This window comes from Microcoleus sp. w2-18bC1 (assembly GCF_036700365.1).
Classification (GTDB): Bacteria; Cyanobacteriota; Cyanobacteriia; order Cyanobacteriales; family Microcoleaceae; genus Microcoleus.
This window is the reverse complement of record NZ_JAUBOS010000003.1, coordinates 87,085-113,481: the sequence shown is the minus strand read 5'-3', so window position 1 is coordinate 113,481 and position 26,397 is coordinate 87,085. Positions and strand designations below refer to the sequence as shown.

Annotated in this window: 16 protein-coding genes; 5 read left to right on the top strand and 11 right to left on the bottom strand. The window is 48.0% G+C overall.

The genetic code is table 11. The features are described from left to right. Positions 1 to 147 precede the first annotated feature (147 nt). A complete protein-coding gene (locus tag QT979_RS03645) occupies positions 148 to 1,164 on the top strand; it encodes a methyltransferase domain-containing protein (protein WP_333308207.1) in 1,017 nt (338 codons plus the stop codon). Between the two features lie 299 nt (positions 1,165 to 1,463). After that, complete coding sequence (locus tag QT979_RS03640) at positions 1,464 to 1,658, top strand: helix-turn-helix transcriptional regulator (protein ID WP_333308205.1); 195 nt, start codon at positions 1,464 to 1,466, stop codon at positions 1,656 to 1,658. A gap of 73 nt (positions 1,659 to 1,731) precedes the next feature. On the opposite strand, the gene QT979_RS03635 is transcribed toward QT979_RS03640, so the two are convergent. Together QT979_RS03635 and QT979_RS03630 are read right to left on the bottom strand one after the other, a co-directional pair. Continuing rightward, on the bottom strand, positions 1,732 to 2,826 hold the full coding sequence (locus QT979_RS03635) for a diguanylate cyclase domain-containing protein (protein WP_333308203.1): 1,095 nt from the start codon (positions 2,824 to 2,826) through the stop codon (positions 1,732 to 1,734). Between the two features lie 387 nt (positions 2,827 to 3,213). Next, positions 3,214 to 3,708 (bottom strand): DUF427 domain-containing protein, encoded by a 495-nt coding sequence (locus QT979_RS03630; protein WP_333180182.1) that lies wholly within the window; start codon positions 3,706 to 3,708, stop codon positions 3,214 to 3,216. Between the two features lie 112 nt (positions 3,709 to 3,820). Here QT979_RS03630 and QT979_RS03625 point away from each other — a divergent pair, with 112 nt between their 5' ends. Then, positions 3,821 to 5,101: a GH25 family lysozyme gene (locus tag QT979_RS03625; RefSeq protein WP_333308201.1), complete on the top strand. Its 1,281-nt coding sequence runs from the start codon at positions 3,821 to 3,823 to the stop codon at positions 5,099 to 5,101. Between the two features lie 588 nt (positions 5,102 to 5,689). On the opposite strand, the gene QT979_RS03620 is transcribed toward QT979_RS03625, so the two are convergent. Further along, on the bottom strand, positions 5,690 to 5,848 hold the full coding sequence (locus tag QT979_RS03620; protein WP_333308290.1) for a hypothetical protein: 159 nt from the start codon (positions 5,846 to 5,848) through the stop codon (positions 5,690 to 5,692). Between QT979_RS03620 and QT979_RS03615 the strand changes: the two genes are divergently transcribed. Further along, entirely contained in the window at positions 5,811 to 7,769 is a 1,959-nt protein-coding gene (locus QT979_RS03615; RefSeq protein ID WP_333308199.1) for a cation:proton antiporter domain-containing protein, read from the top strand. The genes QT979_RS03620 and QT979_RS03615 overlap by 38 nt on opposite strands. Before the next feature lie 48 nt (positions 7,770 to 7,817). Here the strand turns inward: QT979_RS03615 and QT979_RS03610 are convergent, their stop codons facing one another. The 7 genes from QT979_RS03610 to QT979_RS03580 form a co-directional block, all read right to left on the bottom strand. After that, positions 7,818 to 11,036, bottom strand: a complete 3,219-nt coding sequence (locus QT979_RS03610; protein WP_333308198.1) for a tetratricopeptide repeat protein — start codon at positions 11,034 to 11,036, stop codon at positions 7,818 to 7,820. Positions 11,037 to 11,483: 447 nt separating this feature from the next. Beyond that, complete coding sequence (locus tag QT979_RS03605) at positions 11,484 to 13,202, bottom strand: S8 family serine peptidase (RefSeq protein WP_333308196.1); 1,719 nt, start codon at positions 13,200 to 13,202, stop codon at positions 11,484 to 11,486. A gap of 380 nt (positions 13,203 to 13,582) precedes the next feature. Next, entirely contained in the window at positions 13,583 to 14,371 is a 789-nt protein-coding gene (locus QT979_RS03600) for a calcium-binding protein (protein WP_333308194.1), read from the bottom strand. 420 nt (positions 14,372 to 14,791) lie between these two features. Then, complete coding sequence (locus QT979_RS03595) at positions 14,792 to 18,568, bottom strand: tetratricopeptide repeat protein (protein WP_333308193.1); 3,777 nt, start codon at positions 18,566 to 18,568, stop codon at positions 14,792 to 14,794. Positions 18,569 to 18,594: 26 nt separating this feature from the next. Then, positions 18,595 to 19,467, bottom strand: a complete 873-nt coding sequence (locus QT979_RS03590) for a DUF928 domain-containing protein (RefSeq protein ID WP_333212941.1) — start codon at positions 19,465 to 19,467, stop codon at positions 18,595 to 18,597. Positions 19,468 to 19,699: 232 nt separating this feature from the next. Then, entirely contained in the window at positions 19,700 to 21,682 is a 1,983-nt protein-coding gene (locus QT979_RS03585) for a CHASE2 domain-containing protein (RefSeq protein WP_333308191.1), read from the bottom strand. Positions 21,683 to 21,784: 102 nt separating this feature from the next. Then, positions 21,785 to 22,456 (bottom strand): response regulator transcription factor, encoded by a 672-nt coding sequence (locus QT979_RS03580; protein WP_333212939.1) that lies wholly within the window; start codon positions 22,454 to 22,456, stop codon positions 21,785 to 21,787. 299 nt (positions 22,457 to 22,755) lie between these two features. On the opposite strand from QT979_RS03580, the gene QT979_RS03575 reads away from it, so the two are divergent. Next, on the top strand, positions 22,756 to 23,574 hold the full coding sequence (locus QT979_RS03575; protein ID WP_333212938.1) for a methyltransferase domain-containing protein: 819 nt from the start codon (positions 22,756 to 22,758) through the stop codon (positions 23,572 to 23,574). Between the two features lie 570 nt (positions 23,575 to 24,144). Here QT979_RS03575 and QT979_RS03570 read toward each other — a convergent pair. Continuing rightward, positions 24,145 to 26,385 (bottom strand): phosphoketolase, encoded by a 2,241-nt coding sequence (locus QT979_RS03570; protein ID WP_333308188.1) that lies wholly within the window; start codon positions 26,383 to 26,385, stop codon positions 24,145 to 24,147. Positions 26,386 to 26,397: the final 12 nt, after the last annotated feature.

Below are 26,397 nucleotides of genomic sequence, written 5' to 3'. Positions count from 1 at the left end.
CCGATTTTGCCAAGTTTGACAAAATATAGTATTTGTGGTACAGAAGGTGCGATCGGGGGAAAATTAGAAGGAAATTTTTAACCGCTTTGGAAGCACAGGCGGGACGCCTGTGCCACGATAAACATAGAATTTTGTAATTGTGTCTGAATGGATAAAATCAAGATATTGTTTGTGTGCAGTCAGAATAAGTGGAGAAGTTTGACTGCCGAGAAGATATGCGAGAAGGTTAGCGGCTACAGTGTACGATCGGCTGGAACGGAAAAAGGTGCAAGAATTAGAGTCACTGAGGGTCTTGTTGGTTGGGCGGATTTGATATTTGTGATGGAGAAGAAGCATGGCGATCGACTTCGCAGCAAATTTCCCGAAAGTCTCGAAGGCAAGAAAGTTATTTGCCTGCAAATCCCGGACAATTACCAATATATGGAACCGGAGTTAGTCGAGCTTTTGCAGGCGAAACTGAACCCCTATATGGAAATGCCAGAGAACGAGATAAATTTTATGCAGCGAGTTTTGGAACCGGAAGTGATGGATTCCTTGGAAGAGGCGATCGAATACGATTCGATGGATTTTGCTGAGGTTAATGCTGCTTTTGCTCAGAGTGCTGCGGCGTTGGGGCCGGTTTTTGGAAACGTTTTGGATGCGGGGACGGGTACGGCGAGAATTCCGATCGCAATTTCTCAAATGCGGCCAGCATGGAAATTGACCTGCATCGATTTGTCGGCAAATATGCTGAAAGTCGGGGCCCAAAATGTGGAAAAGGCGGGCGTGCGATCGCAAATTAAGCTGGAACTGATCGATGCTAAAGCCATGCCGTATCCAGACAGTTATTTTGACATGGTGATTTCCAACAGCATTATCCACCATTTGCCCGATCCGCTGCCGTTTTTGCAGGAAGTCAAGCGGGTGTTGAAGCCACAGGGAGCAATTTTTTTGCGGGATTTGCTGCGGCCGGAAAAAGCGGAAATCAGGGATAATTTAGTCAATCTGTATGCGGGAGATTGCAACGCGCACCAGAAACAGTTATTCAGCGATTCGTTGCAAGCAGCATTTACGCTGGATGAAGTTGAGGAGATGATCCAAAATGCCGGGTTGGATGGGTTGAGGATTTATGAATCTTCGGACAGACACTGGACGGCAGAACGAGCTTGGTGCGAGTCTTTGTAGGCACAGGACGATCGCCCGATAACATTTCAAATGAGAATAGGAGCGATCACGCCTTTCCAGCTATGCGCCTTAGCGTTGCAGGATCTGTTTGTTGTTTAATTACTGTTTTCGGGTCGGAAAAATTAGTATGATTGAACCGCGAAGACGCGAAGGACGCGAAGGAAGAGTCAGGAAGAATCAGAAGTAGATAATCTTCTCCGGGGAAGCAAGTAAGATGTTTAAGCATCTGATCGGAAAAATCTGCGATCGAGGTTATGCCGAAAAAGCCCGTTCCGTGACCTGAAGATGAAGAGTCGCATTTGAAGAAGCTCAGGGAAGAACTGGAGATGAGTCAGGAAGATTTGGCGCGAGAGCTTGGCGTTTCGTCGCAAACAATCAGTCGTTGGGAGTTGGGGAAGAATGTGCCGACGTTCACCGTCAAGCAGATGAAAGCTTTGGAGAAATTGCTGGCTAGCATCGGCAAGTCGATCAGCGATTTGCCCGATAATCTATGATGGAAACCATTAAACAAGCCCCGGATAAATCCGTGGATCACTTTTTCCAATCTAAAATCTCAAATCTCAAATCTCAAATTACTCGATCGCGCCCTCGGTCTTTAGCTTGATAAAGCGAACGGTCTGCCGCTGCAAGCAGGTTTTCCGGGGAAGTTTCGGGCTGAGGAAACGTGTTCGCTACCCCCAAACTCAGCGTCACGAAAGAACACACCGCTGAATTAAGGTGTTCGATTTCTAGTTCTTTTACCCAAACTCGAATTTGCTCTGCAATCCAAACAGCTATTTCAGACGAAGTGCGGGGTAAAATTACCGCAAATTCTTCACCTCCGTAACGAGCCACCAGAGTCTCCCCCGAAACTGCGCCTGCGGAGTAATGTACAGCCTCAACAATAGTTTTGGCTACCTGCTGCAAACAAGCATCTCCCGCCTGATGTCCGTAAGTATCGTTGTATTTCTTAAAAAAGTCAACATCGCATAAAATCAAAGATATTTCTGATGCTGCTTCTCCCAACTCTTGCCATTTTTTCTCTAAGTATTCGTTAAAACAGTGGCGGTTGGCAATCTGAGTTAAACCATCTAAGTTGGCAAGGCGATACAATTCGGAATTAGCTGCTTTTAATTGAGAATTAGCTGCTTCTAACTCGGATTGCGTGAGCGATAAATTGTAATAAAGTTCGCTCATAGACCAAGTAGCTTGTTGGTGAATTTGGGATAAAGCTACCCAGAGTTGATGCACGTCTAAAAGTCGGTAAACTTGAGGTTCTAACTGCACAACAATCGGCTCGTAAAGCAGTTCCGGCGGTCGCTGCACGGAGCGCTGAGCTGCCATGACAATTAAGGCTACTCCTGGTAAAATCAAAATATCGGTTTGAGCTATTTGATACAAGGCTATAATCGGTCTGCAAGCAAATATATCTACTCCGTAAGGGCGGCTCATGCGTTCCATAAATCGCCGACGCGATATCATCCCTAAAAATTCCCCATTTACGGTCAAGATAACTCCCGGAAGCAGCGGGTGAGATTGAAACAACCGAGCTACTTCTTTGGCGAGATATGAGGAGTCAACCTGAAAATTGAATAGAGCCAGATCCTTAAGAGTAGACTCTAAAGATAAATTTTTGGGTGAGTTTTCTGGTGAGTTAGACGGCTCAATAAATTCAACAGACACAGCGCAGACCCGAATAAATAATAAAGCAGCAACAAAGCTAGTGTCAACTATTAACTTATATTAGTATTTATTTGTTACCATTGGTTGTATTATTTACTACAGTATTTTTTATAATGGAAGAAGCTGCTGCATATTTTGCCGTAGCTGCATTTCCGTGATTCGTCCTGACTAAATTACAGATTCATTGAATTATTCTCGATTTTTTACTACGGGCTTTTTACGGCGTAAAAAAAACGATTTCCGCGCCATTCCTCAACTCATTGATGGTGTATACAAACTCAAGAAACCTGGTTTTTAAACCGGGGTCGAGGCTGTAACGAGGTTTTGCGTAAAAAAACGCGGTGTCTGCCGCTGTCCTCAACTCAAAACTAAAAACTCAAAACTCCCTCACCACCCCCAAGTTCCTGGCCCTCCCTTAAACGGGCCGACAATATCTTTGGTAATCCAGCCGCCGTAAAAATCCCCTGGTTGAGATTGCACTAATTCCCCGTCCACATAACAGGCATCCATCTTGCTCGGATAAAAAGCCACATAATCTTTAATAGCTGCAAAAACCTGATTAGGATTGGGATAAAACCAAGCAGCATTTACTACTTCTTTCGACTCTACCGTCACAGTGTAATAACCGGCTTGTCCCTTCCACTCGCACCAAGAACCCCGTAAAGTTTTGTGCAAATATTCCATTTTGATGTCATCGGGGCAGATATAGTAGACAGGAGGGTGACTCGTCTCCAATACCCGCTGAGGACGGCGCGTGTCGGCGATCGTCACTCCATTAAAAATTATCTGTACGTGTTTGGTCGATTCCTCAAGTCGAGGGGGACGTGGGTAATCCCAAACAGACTCTTCACCAGGGCCGGGCTCTATTCGATCGAAGTTCATTCGCACAATCTCCCCTGCAAAAAAACACTTAGCGACTTAGCATTACAATTTAATGTACCCTTAATCGAGTCGCTGCTTCAGAGCAAACCAGCTTTTCTCAACTCTTCGTCATATGAGTATTCGCGGTATAGATGTTTCCGACTACCAGCCCAATGTCAATTGGCCAGCAGTTGCCAGGGATGGTATTACCTTCAGTTTTGTCAAATCGACCGAGGGTGCAACGTTCGTTGCCCAAACTTTCGCTCGCAATTGGGCGGCGATGAAAGCGGCGGGGATTCAACGCGGTGCTTACCACTTTTTTCAACCTGCAAGCAGCATTCAAGGACAAATAGATTTGTTCTTGAAAACTGTAAAACTCGAAGCGGGGGATTTGCCGCCAGTCTTGGATATCGAAACTACAGGCGGTTTGAGTGTGGAGCAATTGTGCGATCGAGCCGCAATTTGGTTAGAAGCAGTCGAAAAAGCCACCTTGATGCGGCCGATTATCTACACCTACCCCGGTTTCTGGGACAACTTGGGAACAAAACGGTTTGCCGATTACCCACTGTGGATTGCTCACTATACCACTGCTGAGGAACCTTGGGTTCCCGGCGGCTGGAAAACATGGACTTTTTGGCAGTACAGCGACAGCGGCACCGTGTCCGGTGTATCGGGCAATGTTGACACCAATATTTTTGAAAGCGTCCGAGAAGGCGCCGTAAGTTATAAAGTTGCAGACATCCAGAAGGAATTAAGAATTAAAGGTTTCTATCAAGGCGCGATGGACGGTAAATTTGGAGCTACCACCACAGCGGCGCTCATCTCGTTTCAGAAATCTCAAGGTCTCAATCCAGACGGCATTGGCAGCCTCAAAACCTGGGCCGCTTTGATGCGAAAATCTCCCAAAGTAATTGTTCCCCCTCCAGCCCCGACACCCGTCCCGCAGCCGACTCCTTCTCCGACTCCCACTCCTATATCAGACGTGCGGCTGACTCAGGTATTTTCGTCTTATCAAGCTAAGGCTAGCCAAGATACTGCCTTAATTTGGCTGCAAAGCCAAGTTTCTACCTCTGTTTTAGGGGAATTTGCTCAAAAATGGCGGGCAACTACCTTACCTCAAGACAGTAATTTGCGATTGATAGATGTGGGCAAATTTTATCGCGGTTTAGCACAACAAGACCAAGCTTTAGATTGGCTGCAAAAACAACTTTCTCCGGCTATTATTAACGAGTTTGCACAAAAATGGCGCTCTCAATCTATAGTCACTAATTCTCCGATTCGGCTGATAGATGCGTGCAAATTTTATCGAGCCGCACCCCAGCAAAACCAGGCTTTAGATTGGCTGGAAGGGCGAATTTCGCCGGCCATTCTATCGGAGTTTTTTCGCAGGTGGCAGAATGCCACTAGATTTTAGATTGACTATACAGATGAATCTTGCGATTTAAGATTGATTTGAGATGGGAAATCTACTCTAAAGAGGGAGCATCTCATATTTGTAAAAACACTTATTCCTCTTTCCTTCTGCCTCCTGCTTCCTGTCTCCTGCCTCCAATTTCTAGCTTTGCTGAAAAAGTGAGATGCTCACTCTAAAGATGGCGTTGCTGATTTACGGTATGAAAGGGTAAATATGCAAATCATAGAAACCAGTATCCATAAAGCTTCTGGATTTTCAACTAATTTTTTCATACCCTGATTAAGCAACGCCCTAAAGATGAGCCTGAGGGCAAGCAATTTGAGATGTGAGCTTTTTGATGGGAAATTGACTCCACAGATGAATCGGGAAGTTGAAAGGCTCTATAATGGGAAATCTGGCAAATCTTGCTATTTGAGATGTGAGATTGACTCCCCATCAAAATTCGTCAAACCCTCTCCCTCTCAGCCCGTATCCCGTTGGACTCTCGAACATAACAGACAATCTCTCGCTTAGCTACAGCTTACTCCCATCTTTGACGCCAAGAGAATTATCTGATAAAGTTATAGCGACTATCAAGGTTTTTTAATCTTATTTGGAAAAATCCAGGGCCGTGCCGAGTTTGTAAGCTGCGCCGAAAATAGCGCCTGCACTCCAATTACCCGCGATCGAACATTTAAAACTGAGCGGGCAGCCTGTAACAATTATATCTATGGAAATCCCCTTTAACATCACCCAGTTGATGGTCATGACCGTCATCTGTGGCATCAGCGCTCAAGTTCTCGCCGCTTATCTGAAAGTTCCGGCGATCGTCTTTTTGCTGTTGTTTGGCATTTTAGCAGGCCCAGACTGCTTGGGAGTGCTGCACCCGAATCTGCTGGGCAGCGGCTTGGAAGTGATGGTATCGCTTTGCGTAGCTTTAATTCTGTTTGAAGGCGGCTTGAATTTGGAATTGCGAGATTTGGGCAAAATTTCCGGCAGCATCCGCAATTTAGTTACCGTAGGCACTTTAATTACGCTAATTGGCGGCGGAATGGCCGCACACTGGTTGGGGGAATTTCCCTGGCCGATCGCATTTTTGTATGCTTCTCTAGTAGTCGTCACAGGCCCGACAGTAATCGGCCCTTTGCTCAAACAAGTATCTGTTGACAAAAAAGTTGCCGCCTTGCTAGAAGCAGAAGGCGTTTTAATCGATCCTGTGGGGGCAATTCTCGCAGTATTGGTGCTGAATATTATTTTGAACGGCAATGCTGATTTGCTGGTTTTGTTCCGAGATTTAATCGTGCGACTATTAGTTGGCGCAGTCATCGGAGTTGCGGGAGGTTGGTTGCTGGGATTCATTCTCAAGCGATCGCAATTTCTCTCCGAAGACCTCAAAAACTTAGTAGTTTTAGCCGGTTTGTGGGGATTTTTCGGCTTAGCAGAAGAAATCCGCAGCGAATCGGGACTGATGGCAACAGTCCTCTCCGGCATCGTCCTCAGAGCCGCTGCTGTGCCGGAAGAAAGGCTGCTGAGGAGGTTTAAAGGTCAACTGACAGTCCTGGCTATTTCCATGCTGTTCGTGCTGCTGGCGGCCGATTTATCCCTCGCTAGTGTGGTCGCCCTCGGTTGGGGAAGTTTGTTTACAGTTTTAGCTTTAATGTGGGTAGTGCGGCCGATCAACGTTTGGCTGTGTACTTGGAACAGCGGACTGAATTGGCGGCAGAAATTATTTATTTGTTGGGTAGCGCCCAGGGGAATTGTCTCAGCGTCGATCGCATCTTTATTTGCAATTTTGCTCACCCAACGGGGAATCAACGGCGGCGACTCGATTAAAGCCTTAGTTTTCCTAACAATTATTATGACAGTTTTCGTCCAGGGACTAACAGCCGGACGGATGGCTCAACTTTTGGGCATCACCTCAAAATCCGCAACCGGTGCGGCAATTGTGGGATCAAATCCTTTGAGCAGATTAATTGCTCGCTTGTTTCAAGAACGCGGAGAATCGGTGGCAATTATTGACACGAACCCCGAAGCTTGTGCGCTAGCAGAACGAGAGGGTTTGCGGGTGTTTTTGAGCAGTGCTCTGGATCACAGCGTGTTAGAAGAAGCCGGACTGGAATCGATGGGAACTTTTCTGGCAATGACTAACAACGGCGAGGTAAACTTAGTGTTAGCTCAGCGAGCTGCCGAAGAGTTTGCACCCCCAAGGGTTTTGGCAATATTCCCCAAAGATCCGCAAGCAAATACGCCTGCAAATCCGACTAAAATCAATCAAGCCTTTGTCTCCGATTTATCGCTGAAGGATTGGAACGAATATTTAAGCGACGGCGAAGTGAAATTGGGGGAAACTGAGTTAAAAACAGAGGGATTGCAGTTTCAGATTGCTCACTTACAAGCTTTGGTTAAAGCCGGGGAGTTGGCGCCGCTGCTGGTGGAAAGGCAAGGATACTTGCAAGTAGTGTCGGCGACTCAGATTTGGCAAGCGGGCGATCGAATTATTTATTTGCTGTACGATCCGACACCGAAATTGTTGAAAAGATTGTCTGGTTCGTCGCAGTCTCGCTTGACTTTGGAAAAGCATCAGGTAGTGGAAGAAGTGCCGATTCCTTCTCCGGTTTTAGAGGAGGTTTTGGAGTCAGCGGAAATAGCAAAGGATGCTAAAGTTTTGCAGCCGCCAGTTTCGCGGTAAGAGTTAGTATCCCGATCGTACTCTGTAATTTGCTTGTCGCGATCGTCCTTACTCTGCCTCCCCAATCAAAGTAAATGCCGCCCAATTTCGTGGCTGGGGATGAGTTTTCATCGTGGTTAACATTGCTTGCCGCAATGCCTGCGCTTTGTCGGGATTATTTTGCAAATTTTGGTAAAATGCCTGCATCAATTCCGATGTCGGCGCATCAGGAACCGCCCATAAAGAAACAATCACACTCGGCACTCCTGCCGAAATCAAAGCGCGCGACAAGCCAATCACCCCATCCCCGGTAATCCTGCCTTCTCCAGTGTTGCAAGCACTCAAAACGACTAAGCTTGCTTGCAGTTTCATATCGAAAATCTCTTCTGCGGTCAATAAGCCGTCATCGCTGCCAGAAGGAGCCATAGCGATCGCACTTCCCAATCCGCGCACATCATCCAGCAATCCATGCGTTGCCAGATGAATAATCGATGCTTGGGGCATTTTTTGGACGATCTGGGCTTTTGTACCTTGTGCGCCCGTAATGGCTTGAGTATTGAGCAGAGGGGCGATCGCTCTAGCTTCAGCTTCGGCCCCTGGTAGAGGAGACAATTGCCGTTTGGGTTCTCCGAGAGAGAGAGACACACTAGGCATGGTGGGATTGCCCAAGACTAGAGCGTTACTGCTGTTAGGTTGCTTCTGTGCTAACTTCTGTTGTCGAGTCAAATCCAATACTTGAATCGAGGGGGCGGTGAGAATCGTGTGTTTTTCGATTAAGTAAATGCCGTTGGCATCTTGCAGGGCGGGAAAGGGCACCTGGAACAGGGAACCTTGGGGAATGAAAATGACGCGGGCATTGGGGTCTTTGGGTAGGAGGCTGGCAATGGGATCGATCAGCAGTTGATGTAGCGACGGTAAGTCGGGTTGGGGTTGAGTGGAGCCAACACTGTTGCGACTGCGGACAGCCAGGAATTCTTGATTGCCAACGATCAAGCTTGTTAGAGAGGCTTTGTGCTTCTGCCACAGGGGCTTGAGGTCTACTTCGCGGAACGCGATCTCGCCCGTCGGTTGAATCACCCAGATATAGAGGGCGGATTCTCGCGGTTCTTGTTTGCCCTGAATCTGAAAGCCATCGTAAATGATGGAATACTGCACCAAAGTGGCATTCTGCGCTTTGGCGATTTGGCGGATTTGATCTTGGTTGGGAGAAGTGTTAATAACCGGATTGGTAGAACCTGAAGATAAGCGTTCTGTCAGGAGATCGACAAAGGCACGAGCGCGTCCCCGTTCGGCAATTTCTAAGGCGGCGATCGGGTTATTTTGAGCAACCCGAACTTGTTGTAGAAGGCGATAGGTGCGATCTTGTTCTTCAAATATGGAGATTTTATTCGCGTCGTTGGAGCCGAGCATTTGCCGCATCGATTCCCAAACTTGAATCCCATTGATGAGCATTTTTTCAGCTTCTGTTGGGTTGCCAGCCTTTAACAACGTCGCTCCCAGGCTATTGAGTGCCAAACCTTCCCCTCGGCGGTCTTTAATTTCGCGGGCGATGGCTAAACTGAGCTGTAAATGCTCGATGGCTTTGGCATTGTTTCCTAGATAGAAGTAAACGGCTCCCAAATTGCCCAGTATTGCACCCTCCCCCTGGCGGTCTTTAATTTCGCGGGCGATCACTAAATGTTGCTGTGCATACTCAATGGCTTTGCTGTAGTTGCCCAGAAAGCCGTAAACGGCTCCCAAATTGCTCAGTGATACACCTTCCCCGTCGCGGTCTTTAATTTCGCGAGCGATAGCTAAACTGAGCTGTATATACTCGATGGCTTGGGCCGAGTTTCCTAGATAGAAGTAGGCGGCTCCCAACTTACCCAGTGCTGCACCCTCCATCTGGCGGTCTTTAATTTCGCGGGCGATGGCTAAAGCCTGCTGTGCATACTCAAGGGCTTTGCTATAGTTGCCCAGATAGCGGTAAGCGCCATCCAAATTGCCCAGTGCTATACCTTCCCCTTTACGGTCTTTAATGGAGCGGGCGATGGCTAACTGTTGCTGTGAATACTCAATGGCTCTGCCATAATCGCCGAGCTTGAGGTAAGTAGAGGCCAAATTGCCCAGTGCCCTACCTTCTGATTCGCGATTTTTAATTTCACGGGCGATGGCTAAACCCTGCTGTGAATACTCAATGGCTTTGCTATAGTTACCCAGAGAGTCGTAAGCGAATCCCAAATTGCCCAGTGTCCTACCTTCTGATTCGCGGTTTTTAATTTCGCGGGCGATGGCTAAATTTTGCTGCCAATACTCAATGGCTTGGACCGAGTTGCCCAGAAAGGAGTAAGCACTTCCCAAATTACCCAGTGCCCTACCTTCTGATTCGCGGTTTTTAATTTCGCGGGCGATGGCTAAACTCTGCTGTGAATACTCAATGGCTTTGGCCGAGTTGTCCAGAGAGTTGTAAGCACTTCCCAAAAGATCCAGTGCCAAACCCTCCGCCTGGCGGTGTTTAATTTCGCGGGTGATAGCTAACCACTGCTGTAAATACTCAATGGCTTTGGCCGAGTTGCCCAGATCGTGGTAAGCACCTCCCAAAAATGCTAGTGCCCTACCCTGCTGTTGGCGGTTTTTGATGGCGCGATAAATTTGCAGTGCCTGTTGCCAGGAATTCAGCGCTGCTGGCAATTGACCAGTCTGATACTGTTGAAGCCCCTGCTGCATTAGCCGATCGGCCTCTGCTTCATGAGAATCGCTCGCGTGAGCACGTACCAAATTGGTCATTGCCCAAAGTTCTATTTGAGGGTCTTTAATTTCGCGGGCGATGGCTAAACTTTGCTTCCCATACTCAATGGCTTTGGCATAGTTGCCCAGAGATTCGTAAGCGACTCCCAAATTTCCCAGTGCCCGACTCTCCCCTTGGCGGTGTTTAATTTCACGGGCGATCACTAACCACTGCTGTGAATACTCAATGGCTTTGGCCGAGTTGCCCAGAGATTCGTAAGCGACTCCCAAAGTCCCTAGTGCTGCCCCTTCCCCGTAGCGGTCTTTAATTTCGCGTGCGATGGCTAAACTCTGCTGTGAATACTCAATGGCTTTGGCCGAGTTGCCCAGATTGAGGTAAACGTATCCCAAAAAGTTTAGTGTCAAACCCTCCCGTTGGCGGTTTTTGAGGGCGCGATAAATTTGCAGTGCCTGTTGCCAGGAATTCATCGCTGCTGGAAATTGCCCAGCCTCATAATACGCAAGCCCCTGCCCTAAGAGCCGATCGCCCTCTGCTTCACGAGCATCAGTAGTTTGAGCCATCGCTGGGAAGAGAGAGTCAGGAGTAGTTAATAGGGGGATAGTGGCAAGCAGGAATAGGGAAATGGAAGCTAGGAAAACATTAGTGAGCCTAGAGTGGGTCGATTTGAGTCGCTTAAATGGGGAATACAGCATAGGATTCTAGAGTTGGAATTTAGAGAATTAGCCCGATCACTCTTTCTGCCGTCGTGCGATCGCCTCACTCTGCCACCGGCGATCGACCATCATAGAAGTTTACTCTGCCTCCCCAATCTCGCTGCAGGGATGGGGACTCTAATCTGAATTAGACGACTATTTTAGCGATCGGGCGATCGGTTTGAATCAAACCATTACCCACTGGCATAGTCAAGTCCAAAATCAAAACCTGGGGTGTTTAGATCGTCCATATCCAGAGCCGTCTGCTCTAATGCTCGATTAATGTCCCCAGGACTTAAGTGGGGATTTGCAATGCTATCCTATCAACCCATTCCGATTAGCTGTTGTCGTCAAAATTTGCTCAACTTGAGCTGGAGTTAAAGTCGGATTGGCACTCAAAACTAAAGCCGCTACACCCGCTACCTGTGGCGTTGCCATAGATGTGCCAGTTAGGGTGTCATAGGTTCTATAGGGAGTTGTAGAATAGATGTCTACTCCCGGAGCAACTACGTAATCCAAAGCTGTGGAACCCGCACGGTTTGAGGTGTCAGGCATCCTGCCGTTTATATCAATACTGCCCACGGCAATTCCCAAGCGATCGGCATTACGAGCTGGGTAATCTGGTTGGCTAAAACCCGAATTTCCCGCTGCTATCACCACAACAGAGCCTTTGTTATTTGCATACTCAATTGCGTTATTTACTACGTTGGAAGGGTAAAACTCATTTCCCAAACTGAGGTTAATTACATTGGCTCCATTATCAGCAGCATACCGGATTCCAGCAGCAACATTATTCAACTCGCCGTAACCAAAGGTGTCTAACACTCTGACAGGCATAATCTTAGCATTGGGCGCAACTCCTGTGATGCCAAAATCATTTCGTTCCGCCGCGATCGCACCTGCTATGTGAGTCCCGTGACCGTCGAAATCCCGATCCATTGGGTTGTTGTCGCTAGCCACAAAATCCCAACCCCGAATATCATCAATATATCCATTGCGATCGTCATCGATGCCATTTCCAGCAATTTCACCAGCGTTCCGCCAAATATTGTCATCCAAGTCAGGATGGGTGTAGTCAACACCACTATCCACGACAGCTACAACAATCCCATTTCCTGTAATGTTTTGATTCCAAACTTCCGGTGCATTTATGAGATCTAGCGCCCAATTATTCCCGCCCAAATCAGGAATATCAGGGAAAGGATTTGAGCCGTTTAAGGTGCTGGAAACTGCTGCATTTGCATTCACCAAACCGTAGCCGTAATTACTATTAAAAGTGCCGCTAGGTGTGGGAATATTTAGTTCAGGAATAGAGGTGGCAGAAAGATTCAGATTGTAACTAGTAGAGCTGCCTAAAAAGCTAGAGACTTGGACATAGTATGTTCCTGGAGCCAGATTGGGTACATTAATCACATCGGGAACAGTGCCACTCTCAAGAGAGTAGTCAATAGTTTCCCCAAAATCAACTACACCGTTGCGGTTTCTATCTTGAATTAGCTTTACGTCAGCATCCGCTCTCAAACCGTCTAGACGCAGGTTAAAATTGCTTTTAGTGTTGATATCGAATCGATAGAAATGGTTGGAATCTCCAACTCCGACAAAATCAGTTAAGTTGATGCTACCATTCTCAACACCAAGAATATTACGAGCTGTCAAAAGATAGTTACCTGGATCGGAGGAATTCAACCCAGAAGCAGATGTCATTCCTGTTAGTGGATCTGCGTTTATATTCGCCGATTGTGACTGCGGTTTGAGTTGAGCATCGGCGACATCGCCACTAACTCGATCGCTCGCAGAGTAACTGAAGCCAGCGCCTGCATTAGCTACAATAAAATCTGCTATCTGTGTCTTTTGGTCTAAGCTGGACGCTGCGGGATTAGTGAAGCTAGATTCAGCACTATAACCAGGAATATTCAATGGCTGGATCGCTCCGTTGAGCAAGTCGCTGTTAGCCGGAAATGTTGATGTAGCGAACTCGTTTGGCTGTTGATTGAAATAAAGGCGATCGTTAGGATTTGTTGTGATGTCTAACATAATTTAAAACCTCATATATTTAGATTCATTCTTGATTTAAATCTTACGCAGCACAGATCGAAAAATCATCCGTTCTACCCACAAACTCGATCGAGTACGGGGTGCAAAATAGATTGCGGGAAAGTGCAATGTAGGTGAATATGTAGAGTAGATGGTTCACTTCCATCAGTGTTAAGATTGAGACGGGATCGCGAACAAAAATTCATTCCACAGTTCGCCAGGGAATTAATTCCCTGTCTGATAGCGCAAGTCCTCTCGAAGAGGACTAAAGAATATAACTCATTAGTCATTTTTTAAATATAAACTTCGCTTTTAAATACTGAAGTTTTCAAGAGCCATTTATGAGAAATAAATTATTCATAAATGGCTATAAAAAGTGATTAAAATCCTGGAGCCGAGATAATACTACCTTGAAGATCGGCCACTCTTACATTTGACACAAAGCCTACTATCTCGCCGGAATTCCTAACTTTAATTAGAGTGCCTTGACTCTGTATTGGTTGAGTATCGAATGTACCGGGCGGGGTAAATAGTTTGGCACTTTCTGGTGCATCATACCCAAATAAAACTGTGACGTTTGTCACGTATTGCAAGTCTACATCGCTAGCAGTCAAACCGCCTGCCAATCCAATTCTATCGAAAGCGGGTCTGAAACCTACAATAAAATCGGCATTATTGACATCTGTAACTCCGGGTTCTGCTTGGAGGACGTACAAATTGCTGCCCCCGATTTTGATTGAACTATTATTATCATCCAAAGCTCCTAAAATGTCGCGACCCAAACCTCCCACCAGAGTGTCATTTCCGTTACCGCTGACTAAAAAATCATTGCCTCTACCGCCCAAGAGAATATCATTTCCCGCACCACCTATCAGAAAATCTGCATCTTGACCGCCGCTGAGAGAGTCATTTCCATCATCTCCAATCAGGAAGTCTTTACCTTTTCCTCCGAATAAAGAATCGTTGCCCAAGTCCCCGCTGATAATATCTTCTCCTTCATTGCCATAAACCAAATCATTAGCTGTTGAGCCAGTGACGAAATCGTCACCTGCAAGCATCCAAACTCCCAAAGGAAAATTAGTTGCATCTGCGATCGACAAAGTAACAAATTCGGATGTATTGTCGCCAATTAAGCGTCGAAGTTCTGACGTATCGGGTTGTAAAGACATAAAAAAAATCCTCTTAATACTTGACTTAAATCTTAAGCAACGCAGATGGGAAAATCATTCGTTCTACCCACAGACTTGATTAAGTATGGGGTGCAAAATAGATTGCGGAAAAGTGCAAAGTATGTGAATATGTAGAGTAGATGGTTCACTTCCATCAGAGATTGAGATAACTCGGCGGTTGAAACCGCGTCTACAAAAACAAAGTCGGCCTGCGCCGACTAAAGAATAAAGATCGTTTCCGATTGCATCGGAATTATTAGTATCCGAAAAGGAGACGGCAGTGCCGTTTCCCTACAATGTTATTTTGGGTAGGGAAACGGCACTGCCGTCTGCTCTATCATTCCGGTACAACCGGAATTGATATAACTTAGGATAAAATTTAGGAGAAAAACATTGAGCCAATTCGCTATTAATAAAAACTTACTCTGCCTCCCCAATTAAAGTAAATGCCGCCCAATTTCGCGGCTGGGGATGAGTTTTCATCGTAGTTAACATTGCCTGCCGCAATGCCTGTGCTTTGTCGGGATTATTTTGCAAGTTTTGATAAAATGCCTGCATCAATTCCGATGTCGGCGCATCAGGAACCGCCCATAAAGAAACAATCACACTCGGCACTCCTGCCGAAATCAAAGCGCGCGACAAGCCAATCACCCCATCCCCGGTAATCCTGCCTTCTCCAGTGTTGCAAGCACTCAAAACGACTAAGCTTGCTTGCAGTTTCATATCGAAAATCTCTTCTGCGGTCAATAAGCCGTCATCGCTGCCAGAAGGAGCCATAGCGATCGCACTTCCCAATCCGCGCACATCATCGAGCAATCCATGCGTTGCTAAGTGAATAATCGATGCTTGCGGCATTTTTTGGACGATCGCAGCTTTTGTCCCTTGTGCGCCTGTGATGGCTTGAGTTTTGAGTAGAGGCGCGATCGCTCTAGCTTCAGCTTCAGCCCCAGGTAGAGGAGACAATTGCTGTTTGGGTTCTCCCAGAGAAAGAGACACACTCGGCATCGTGGGATTGCCCAACACTAGAGCGCTGCCACTGTTGGTTGGCTTCTGTGCTAACTTCTGCCGTTGCTGTCGAGTCAAATCCAATACTTGAATCGAGGGGGCGGTGAGAATCGTGTGTTTTTCGATTAAGTAAGTGCCGCTGGCATCTTGCAGGGCGGGGAAGGGTACTTGAAAGAGCGAACCTTGGGGAATGAAAATGACGCGGGCATTGGGATCTTTTGGCAAAAGCGTTTCAATGGGGTCAATCAGCAGTTGATGCAGTGTTGGTAAGTTGGGTGGGGGTTGGGTAGAGCCAAGACTGCTGCGACTGCGGACAGCCAGGAATTCTTGATTGCCAATAATTAAGTTGGCTAGAGAGGCGTTGTGTTTTTGCCAGAGGGGTTTGAGGTCTACTTGGCGGAAGGTAATTTCACCCGTAGGTTGAATTACCCAAATGTAGAGCGCAGATTCTCGCCCTACTTGTTTGCCCTGAATCTCAAACATCTCGTAGATGATGGAATACTGCACCAAAGTGGCGTTCTGTGCTTTGGCGATTTGGCGGATTTGATCCTGGTTGGGAGCAGTGGCGATGAGCGAACTGACATCACCAGAGGATAAGCGCTGTGTCAGGAGATCGACAAAGGCACGGGCACGTCCCCGTTCGGCAATTTCTAACGCGGCATTGGGGTTATTCTGAGCCACCCGGACTTGTTGCAGAAAGTTATAGGTGCTGACTTGTCCTTCAAAGATGGAGACTTTATTCGCGTCGTTGGAGCCGAGCATTTGCCGCATCGATTCCCAAACTTGAATGGCATTCACGAGCATTTTGTCAGCTTCTGTTGGGTTGCCAGCTTTCAAGAACGCCACTCCGAGGTGGTTGAGTACCCTACCTTCCCCGTTGCGGTCTTTAATGGAGCGGGCGATGGCTAAAGTCTGCTGTCCATACTCAATGGCTTTGGCCGAGTTGCCCAGAAAGTAGTAAGCATCTGCCAAATTACCCAGTGCCACACCCTCCCCCTGGCGGTCTTGAATTTCGCGGGCGATGGCTAACCACTGCTGTGCATACTCAATGGCTTGAGCATAGTTGCCCAGATCAAGGTAAATGAGTCCCAAACCGCCCAGTGCCACACCTTCACCTCGGCGGTCTTGAATTTCGCGGACGATGGCTAAACTCTGCTCTGCATACTCAATGGCTTTGGCCGAGTTGCCCAGAGATTTGTAAGCATCTGCCAAATTGCCCAATGCTTCACCCTCCCTCTGGCGGTCTTGAATTTCGCGGGCGATGGCTAACTGTTGCTGTGCATACTCAATGGCTTTAGCCGAGTTGCCCACAGAGCTGTAAATCATTCCCAAAAGGCGCAGTGCCACACCTTCACCTCGGCGGTCTTTAATTGCGCGGGCGACGGCTAACTGTTGCTGTAAATACTCAATGGCTTTGGCATAGTTGCCCAGAGAGCGGTAAGCGAGTCCCAAAAGGCCCAGTGCCAAATCCTCGCTCTGGCGGTCTTTAATTTGGCGTGCTAGGGCTAACAGTTGCTGCGAATACTCAATGGCTTTGGCATAGTTGCCCTGAGAGTGGTAAGCACCTCCTAAATTCGCCAGTGCCAAACGTTCAATGTGGCGGTCTTTAATTTCGCGTGCGATGGCTAAACTCTGCTGCCCATACTCAATGGCTTTGGCAGAGTTGCCCACAAAGCGGTAAGCGAGTCCCAAATTAGCAAGTCCTGCACCCTCACTGTCGGGGTCTTTAATTTCGCGTGCTATGGCTAAACTCTGCTGCCCATACTCAATGGCTTTGGCATAGTTGCCCACAGAGCGGTAAGCGAGTCCCAAATTGCCTAGTGCCACACCTTCACTTTCGGGGTCTTTAATTTCGCGTGCGATGGCTAAACTCTGCTGCCCATATTCAATGGCTTTGGCATAGTTGCCCACAGAGTAGTAAGCATCTCCCAAATTCGCCAGTGCCAAACGTTCAATGTGGCGGTCTTTAAGTTCGCGGGCGATGGCTAAACGTTGCTGTAAATACTCAATGACTTTGGCCGAGTTGCCCAGAGAGCGGTAAGCATCTCCCAAAGTGCCCAGTGCCACACCTTCCCCTTTGCGGTCATTAAGTTCGCGGGCGATCGCTAACAGTTGCTGTGCATACTCAATCGCTTTAGCATAATCGCTCAGAGAGTGGTAAGCGATTCCCAAACTGCCTAGTGCCCAACCCTCCCTTTCGCGGTCTTTAAGTTCGCGGGCGATCGCTAACAGTTGCTGTGAATACTCAATGACTTTGGCAGGGTTGTTTAAAAAGTGGTAAGCAGATCCCAAAATGCCCAGTGCTTTACCTTCCCCTTGACGGTCTTTAAGTTCGCGGGCGATGGCTAAACTTTGTTGTGCATACTCAATCACTTTGGCATAGTTGCCCAGAGAGCGGTAAGCGATTCCCAAAATGTCCAGTGCTAAGTCTTCCCTTTTGCGGTCTTTAAGTTCACGGGCAATGGTTAAACTCTGCTGTGTATACTCAATCGCTTTGGCCGAGTTGTTCAGAGACAGGTAAGCGAATCCCAAATTGCCCAGTGCTGCACTCTCCTCTTTGCGATCTTTAAGTTCGCGGGCGATGGCTAAACTCTGCTGTGCATACTCAATGGCTTTGGCATAGTTGCCCAGAGAGCGGTAAGCATCTCCCAAAGTGCCCAGTACCGCACCCTCTCCTTGGCGGTCTTTAAGTTCGCGGGTGATGGCTAAACGTTGCTGTGAATACTCAATGACTTTGGCATAGTTGCCCAGAGAGCGGTAAGCATCTCCCAAAGTGCCCAGTGCAGCACCCTCCAATTGGCGGTCTTTAATTTCGCGGGCGATGGCTAAACTCTGCTCTCTATACTCAATGGCTTTGGCATTATTGCCTAGAGAGTCGTAAGCGAATCCCAAAAAGCCCAGTGCCCAACCCTCCCCTTGGCGGTTTTTGATGGCGCGATAAATTTCCAGTGCCTGTTCCCAGGAATTCAGCGCTGCTCTTAATTGACCAGTCTTATACTGTTGAAGCCCCTGCTTCATTAGCCGATCGGCCTCACTTTTACGAGCATCGGTAGTTTGAGCAGCAGCGGGGAGTGGGGAGTGCGGAGGAATATAAAAAGCAACAGACAACAGGCAAAAGGCGAGGGGAAAGAGGAAGCCCGATCGCACTTTACAATTGCTGGATTTAAGCAGTTTTAGCGAGAAAGATTTCATAGGATTTAGTCTTTAGATTGCGAAGGTTAGCGCTGTCCTTGGCGCTGTTGTTCGATCGCCCTAATTTGCTTCAATCGATCGCTCCAATCTTTCAAAGGTTCGGCTTCCGAACTAGCAAGAGAATCTAGCAATTCCAGCACAGCCGCTTGGTTTTGAGAAATCTCAGAGGCTTTGCGCGCTTCCGCGATCGCGTCATACCACAGCCCAGACTCCGCATACAGGTCGATCCGCTGTTGGGGAGTTTGCGCCGCTGCAAGTTGAGTCTGCAACGAAGCCGCAGGCCCAACGACTTGGATTTCTGCCGCCGCCACGACATTCCTCGAAGGAACATTCGGATCGCACACCAACACCACTTGCCACTGATAGGATTGCCCGATCGACAGTTGGGGCAGATTTGAGGGCAAAGCAACCGACATTATTCCTGGTTGACTCTGCATCTCGGTTCTGTAAAGCAGTTGTCCCGTGCGAGTAAACAGCCGGAATAGCAACGGACGAGGAGTGCGATCGGGTACAAACCAGGTAAAAGTCGGATGCCCAGAAATCGTCTCTCCCACATGGCTAAACGGCACTAAGGCAGTCAATCTCGCCGATGAATTAGCTTCGCAACTGCCGCCGCGAGTGGTATTCGTCCCCGTTTCTTTCGGTTTAGAAGGGTTTTCAGGAGGAGTGTATTGTGCCAGCGCTACAGGAGCGATCCAGAACGAAACACTCAGCATTAAACTCGCAATGCCCGCAGAGTAAATGGTTCGACGCTTCAACTCGTGAGTCATCATCGCAATCCCCTCTGTAACTATTTCTAAAGTAATCAACAATACACAAACACAATAGAGGACTGCCCGCAAGCGTTGTTTGCGGGAAGGTGCAAAGATATTGGGAATCGGGCATGGGGCATGGGGCATTGGGCATTGGGAATAGTCCTGGACTATTGGTGACAACTTAAGCCTGAAACCCTATGTATCTCTCGCTGGTAGCCGAGTCTCGATCCCCCTAAATCCCCCTTAATAAGGGGGACTTTGACCAAGTTCTTGTCCCTGCCTTAGTAGGGGCGGTGCCCCCGTGCCCGCCCTTGGCTAGGGGCGATCGAACCCTAACCGTCTTGACGGTTGATATAACAAGCGTGAACCCAACCAATTACCAGAACCACCGCCGTTTCGCTGGCCAGGTTAACTCGCACACTGTCCCCTTCGGTTGATTCGGGTAGCGCCGAAATGCTCCGCCTAACTGTTTGGCTAAGTTCTTTGCAAGCTGGGTTCCTAATCCTGAAGGTTGAAGTTTAGGGTTTGGATCTTCGGTTGTTTCCCTCTCTCGCTCGATTTGGGCCAAGCTAAGCGTTTCTGACAGAGACGGTTTTCCCCTACCATTATCCGCCACCCGAATCACCTGCTGATCGCCTTCTTGAGTGCAAATTACGGTCAAGCGAGTGGCTTCGATCGCGTGTTTCCCCACATTGCAGAGCGCTTCTTCCAGAAAGCGGCAGAGTGCTCGCTTGTGTTCCAACCGCAGATGCGAGGTGTTCAAAGGATCGAACTGCACAATTTTGAATTTGATCGTTTTGAGGTGAGGCAGTTCTTGTTCGAGCGTGTTGGAATAGACTTTGTAGAGCAATTCATGCAATGGAGCCTGCAGGGCCAATTCGATCGCACTTCCCATGCGAAGATGCGGTTCATCTGCGATCGCGTCTCGTTGCACAGAGCCGTAAACGGCCCGCAATTCTTGATTCAAGCGTTGCAACTCCGGTAGAAATAACGGCGGTGTGGCTTGTTCTTGAGCAGTTCTCAAAATTCCAACCAATGTTTGTAACGGGCCACTGTGAATTGCATTAAAGGTCTGCTCGATCGCAAACTGACGTTCCTCCAACCGCAGTCGGAGTTCCTGTTCGTGGCGATAAAATAACGCTGCCGTCAACCCAGCCCCATTCAACACGAGTACGAGCAACACAGGCACGATCGGCACCCACCATCCCAAAAGAATGAGCCAGTAACAGAGCGCGATCGGGGTAATACTAGCGATTAAGAGCCCGATCACAATTTTCCAGGGCGATCGCACAAATCGTCCCAAACTCATCCCCAAGAGTCCCCAGACCGCAATCCAGAGCGTTTCCCAGCCCTCCCCCCAAACCTGAAGCAACGGCCGCCGATCGATCACCGCGCTAATCATCTGGCTCGTTTCGTGGGCTTGCATTTCGACTCCGTAAATCCGTCCGGGATTGATGCCTGCGATCGCACCCGAACTTGCCAAATCCTTCGCGCTAAAAGACATCATCCCAATCAGCACAATTTTGCCTCGAATCCAGTTCGCATCTACTTGTCCCCCCTTGATTTGCTCCAGGGAAAGCACGCGAAATGGCATTGTCCCGCTGCGAACATTCAGTAAAATTTGGTTCCCGCCTGCATCCGCCCCCACATATCCGCCAGAGTTTGACTGCACTCTGGTAAATTCAATGCTGCCAAAGCGCATCGCCTCCCGATCGCGAATTCCATTACCTAGCTTAATTCCTCGGGTTGCTAAATAGAGTTCTGCCAGCCGGATCGCGAAGGAAAAACGGTATTCCTGTCGATCGTTGTTAGTGCCCAGTAAACTGCGGCGCTGGTAGCCATCCGCATCGAGTACGAAATCTGCAAAGCCAACCTGTTCGGGTGGTAGCGCGGGCGGAGGTGCGACGGTAAAGCCACTGCGATCGGGCAGTGCAATCTCCACTCCGATCGTATTCTTGCTGCTGCGAAACACCGATGCCAGTTCAGCATTACCCGGTTCAACCGGAATATCGCGGACAAGATCCAGCCCGATCGCGATCGGTTGATAGGCCTGCAAGCGTTTGAGTAAATGGGCTATATCGCGATCGGGAATCGGATAAGTTCTAGCGCGTTGAATATCCTCCTCAGTGATGCCGACAATTACAATCCGTTCATCCATTGGCTCAGCAGGACGCAAACGCAGAAATCGATCGAACGCAACCAACTCCCAAAACTGAAGCGCACCGCTCAATCTAGCCATCATCACAGCGACAATCACCATCACCCCTGGAAGCGCTCCTCGTCCCCAAGTCGTGACGCCCGCTTTCACTGCTTGCCATCGATCGCGCTTCATAATAATGTCCGGTTGAATAGTTATCATACTTTTGTACGACTGTTTGGCCGATGCCCGATGCCCGATGCCCGATGCCCGATGCCCGATGCCCGTACAAGATTTATAAGTAATTAACCAGACTTGATATCACTAATCAATCAATCCTTCTTCCCTAGCTCGCACTTCCGTTTGAATCCGCAGATTCTTATCATCATCAGGATACACCTCTAGCACATCTCGAATCTTAGTCCAGTAATACTGCACAGTGCGTTCAGAAACATTCATCCGTTTGGCGATCGCAGTATCCTGTAAGCTCTCGTGAAAAGCAAATTGCAACACCTGCATCCAGGCGGGTTTGAGTTGCAGCCCATTGCGGATCTCTCTGGGTGTATAAATCCGCTCATGCAGCGCCCAATCAACCATCGCCAGCAAGTCTTTCATCGGCTGGCTTTTATCGACAACTGTGAAGCCGCCCATGTGATTGTCGATCGACGGTTTCAGCCAAACTAAAGTCCGAACATGGGCACTCTGCACCACAATATTCAGACTCGGATACTTCTCCATCAACGTTTTGAGAAGTTGAAGCCCTGAATTTGCTTGCGCCGTTTCGCCGATCGTCTCTGGCATCACCAGATCCACAATCACCAAATCCGGGGTAGTCTGCGCTATTTGCTCAAGGGCAGCCTGAGCCGTCGGAGCCGTCAGAATGTCTGCCTCTGGATATTCTTGCTTCAGAATGTTAAGCGTGCCACCTAACACCATCGCATGGTCATCTACAACTAAAAATGTTCGTTTCTGCGGTTGAGGTAAAGTCTGGGGCATAGTTGATTAGTTGCCACACAACATCGTCAGTTTAGTTAATCCGTCCACCCATTTTAGATTTGGGATTTACGATTTTCGATTTGTGACCTAGTTGAAACTAGGGGCTTTAAACCGCTGAAATTCTCATTCAAAATCCCAAATCTAAAATTGTCTCTGTCATCTTCTTACAATAGAGGAATTACGTGGCTCCCGTCCTGCATCTGTCCGCCAACTGGGGTTGTGGATGTCCGCAACGAGAATTGCGCTAAAGTGCAATTCTATTATAATCTAGGTGTCGAAGCAGGAAAAAGGATGATTTTATGGCAGCCGAAGGTTCGTATCAAGTAAGCACGTACAATCTGGAACTTGACGCAGAAATTCAGCGGTTAAAAGGTCAAGTTCTCCTCAGTTGGGAAAAGGAAGCGCGCACTTTAAAGTGGTTCGGTTTAGCCGACGGGATGAATGTTTTGGAAGCGGGTAGCGGGCCGGGATTTTTCACCGAAAAACTGTTAGAATTGCTGCCAAACAGTTCGGTAACAGCGGTAGAAATTGACCCGGTACTGCACGAAAAAGCAGTAGAATACTTGCAGGACAAAGGGGGCGATCGATTAAATCGCATTCAAGCATCGGTGGCGGATACTGGTTTGGATGATAACACGTTTGACTTTGCGATCGCCCGTTTGCTGTTCGTTCACCTCCCAGAGCCCGTCGCAGCAGCTAGAGAAATATTCCGCATCTTGAAGCCTGGCGGAAAACTGGTGATTATTGATAGCGATGCGGATCTGTTTTGGCTGACAAATCCACCTTGGTCAGTCGAGATTGTCCGCGAGAAATTCAAGCAGGTGATAGCATCGCGGGGCGGCAATTTATGCGTCGCGCGAAATCTGTGCCGCATTCTCAAAGAAGCTGGGTTTGTTAGCGTTGATTTAGAAGCGGTTGTCAGCCACAGCGATATCATGGGAATTGAGGCATTTCAACCTTTGCTTGACTCCGGACCCATTTTGCAGATGGTCAAACAGGGGTTGATTTCAGAGTCGGAAATAGCCAGCTATCTGGTTTCGCGGGATAAGTTTTTTGCGGCGGGCGATCGATCGATGATGAGTTTTTGGTTAATGGCTTGCGGGGAAAAAAAGCAATAAAATTAAGACAGATATTTCACACAATATTGATGTCTCGTCGCAGCACAGCCTCTAGCACTCTCGCTACATTCCCAGCCAACAAATCAAACTTATTTAACAGCAAACCAGGAAAAACTTCAGAATAAATTATCCCCTCAGCATTAGTTTAAAGCTGCACGAATATCTCTAGAATCGTATCATATCAAATCCGGTAGCATCGTCGGGCGTCAAACATAGTCAACAGCCAAAAAGCACCGCTCGTGCAACCGGACTTGATATAATCCATCTGCGTTTATCTATGTTTATCTGCCCTCATCTGCCGTTAAAAAAAGAGAAATTTTTAACCGCAGATGACAATGGATTGACGCAGATTCACGCAGATTAAGAGAAGAGAGATAGAAATAATTCCGATTCTAAAAAAATTAATATCAAAGTTATAAATTTTCATATTAGCGAGCGCTTTTTTAAAGCTTTCATGTTCTTCGCCTTTCTTCTAAAATTTTTGCTGTCATAGCTATCACCATCCTATTTTAAATATTACTAGCCCCTACCCAGCACAAACCAGGCAGGGGCATTCACTCACATTCTAACTTAATGAACTAGCTCGATTGCCCTTTTAGTCAACGCCTCAGCAGTCAACCCATTAAACGCCATCAACTGACCAGCACTAGCAGTAGTTTCCCCCCGCTTCCAAGCAAAAGTATCCCGCTTGCAATTGCTGCGGAGCATCACTGGTTCCAACATCCCAGAAGCACCGCCTGTCACACCAATCAAGGCATCTCCGCCAAACAATTCCGCAAATTTCTCATCGCTCAAAAAGCCGCCGTCAGCTTCCGAACAAGTATCCCAAGCAACATCGCTAGCACGATACAAACGCCGAGGATTCACAACAGAAACAATCCGCACTCCAATGCCTTCTGTTTCCAAAAATGCCGCCGCTTCAAACACAGGCATTAACGTCATGTCGCCGACAACTGCAAACACAACTTTCTTGCTCCCCCCTTGATTGTGGGAAGCTTGCGGGGAATCGACTTCGTGCAGAACTATTGCACCGTCTTGCAAACCTTGGCGAGTCTGTTCAAAAGTAGTGCGAATTGGCAGTGGCGACTTGCTTGCAGTAATCACAACTCCCTTATTTTTAGCAGTCAAAGCCCACTCGTAACAAGCTTGAATACTGTTAGCATCCGGTGGAAACAAAGGAAACACATTTCCGTTCCGCATCATCGCCGCAAAATAAGCCTCAATTTCCGGCCGCTGGTGCGTCCAACCGTTACGGCCTTGTTCCAATGCACCCGCTGTAAATAAGGTGACAGTTGCCGGAGTTGGACGGCGCAATTCTGCCATTGCTTGGGTTACAGTTTGCCAAATTGGTAAACCATTGATGGCAAAAGATTCGTAGGAACACCACAAACTCCGCGCTCCGAATAGCGATAAACCTACAGCTAAACCGGCGCAAGCATCTTCGCTCAAAGGTTCGTAAACTTGACCGTTTGGTGATTGATTGTACAGGTCATCTGTCGTTGGGTGAATAATTTTGAGAGCTTGGTTGATATTGGCAATTGCCGATGCTTCATTGCCGTCAGCATTAGTGACAAGAAAAGTACGATCGCGCTCGCCGACTTTCCCTACCAAACGTCCCATTGCTGTTGTCGAAATCTTCGCTTCTCCGCCAACTGAAAATTCTTCTAAAGGTAATTCGCCTAAATCTGCCAGCGGCAATGTAAACTCAGTAACAACTGTTTTCGCCGCCGGGCCGCCGCCCGCACGCTCGCAATTTGTCCGCACCAATTGCCAAGCAGCAGCAGTCAAAGCGCGCTCTTTTAAAGCACTGATAATGTGCGGAGCATCCAGCGTATCTTTCGGATAAAGGTTGTGAGATTTTGCTCCGCGCGCGTGGACACCGGCACCTTTCAACTGTTTGATAATAAACGCAGTTAATTTGCCGCCGAGAGCAGATTTTGCCGCTTTGTCAACTCCTTCTAAAACAGCTTTGGTAAATGCCATGCGCTGTTCGAGCGAAAAAGCAGTGCTGTCAACATAATCTTCCGGTTGATTTTTATCGTCAAATTCCTTAGCATCAACTAAGATAACTTCTTCAAAACCGTTGCCGTGCCAATAAGCAATCATTTCAGCATTAGTTTTAGTCGAAACCATGCTGTGATGTTCCTGAGAATATCCGTTCCAAACCAACACAGGCAAAAAGTTAGTAACGCTGGGATAAGCAGTGTGGAAATGCGCCATACTGCTCATTGGATAGGGTTCGCCCATGCCGCCGTCACCCATTGTGAAAGCAAACAGTTTTTCGCGGTGCAAAAGCGCTCCAGCCATTGCGAAATGCTGCCCTTGTCCGAGGGGGCCGGCCGGTGCTAAAAGGCCGGGAATGAAACCGGAAAGATGTCCTAACAAACCGTCTTTTTCTCGGAATTTATCGCGCACTTGCTGCACGTTGAAAATTCCCATATCTTCCAAAGATCGATCGAGAAACATGGCACTGTAAAATCCTGGCGCGTGATGGCCGACTTCGGTGACAATGTTCTTGTGTCCCAGCATCACCAAAGCGGCATAAGCCTCAGCTTGGCTAGCAAAACCCCCCGGATGTCCCGATGCCTTGCTAGCGGTAACTTGCAGTGTCAGGTAGCGCAGCGCGTCTGCTCCCAGCATCGTTTGAAAGACGGCGACGGGATCGGCAGGATCTGCGATCGACTTGCTCCCCTCGGCGATCGCAGGTGCTTTCCCATAAGTGTCAAAACCAGGGACTGTTTCAGAAAAATATTGAATGCCTTCACAAAAAGCGGGCGTTGTTGACGTTGCCTGCGGAGTAGTTGCTGTCATGCTTGATACCTG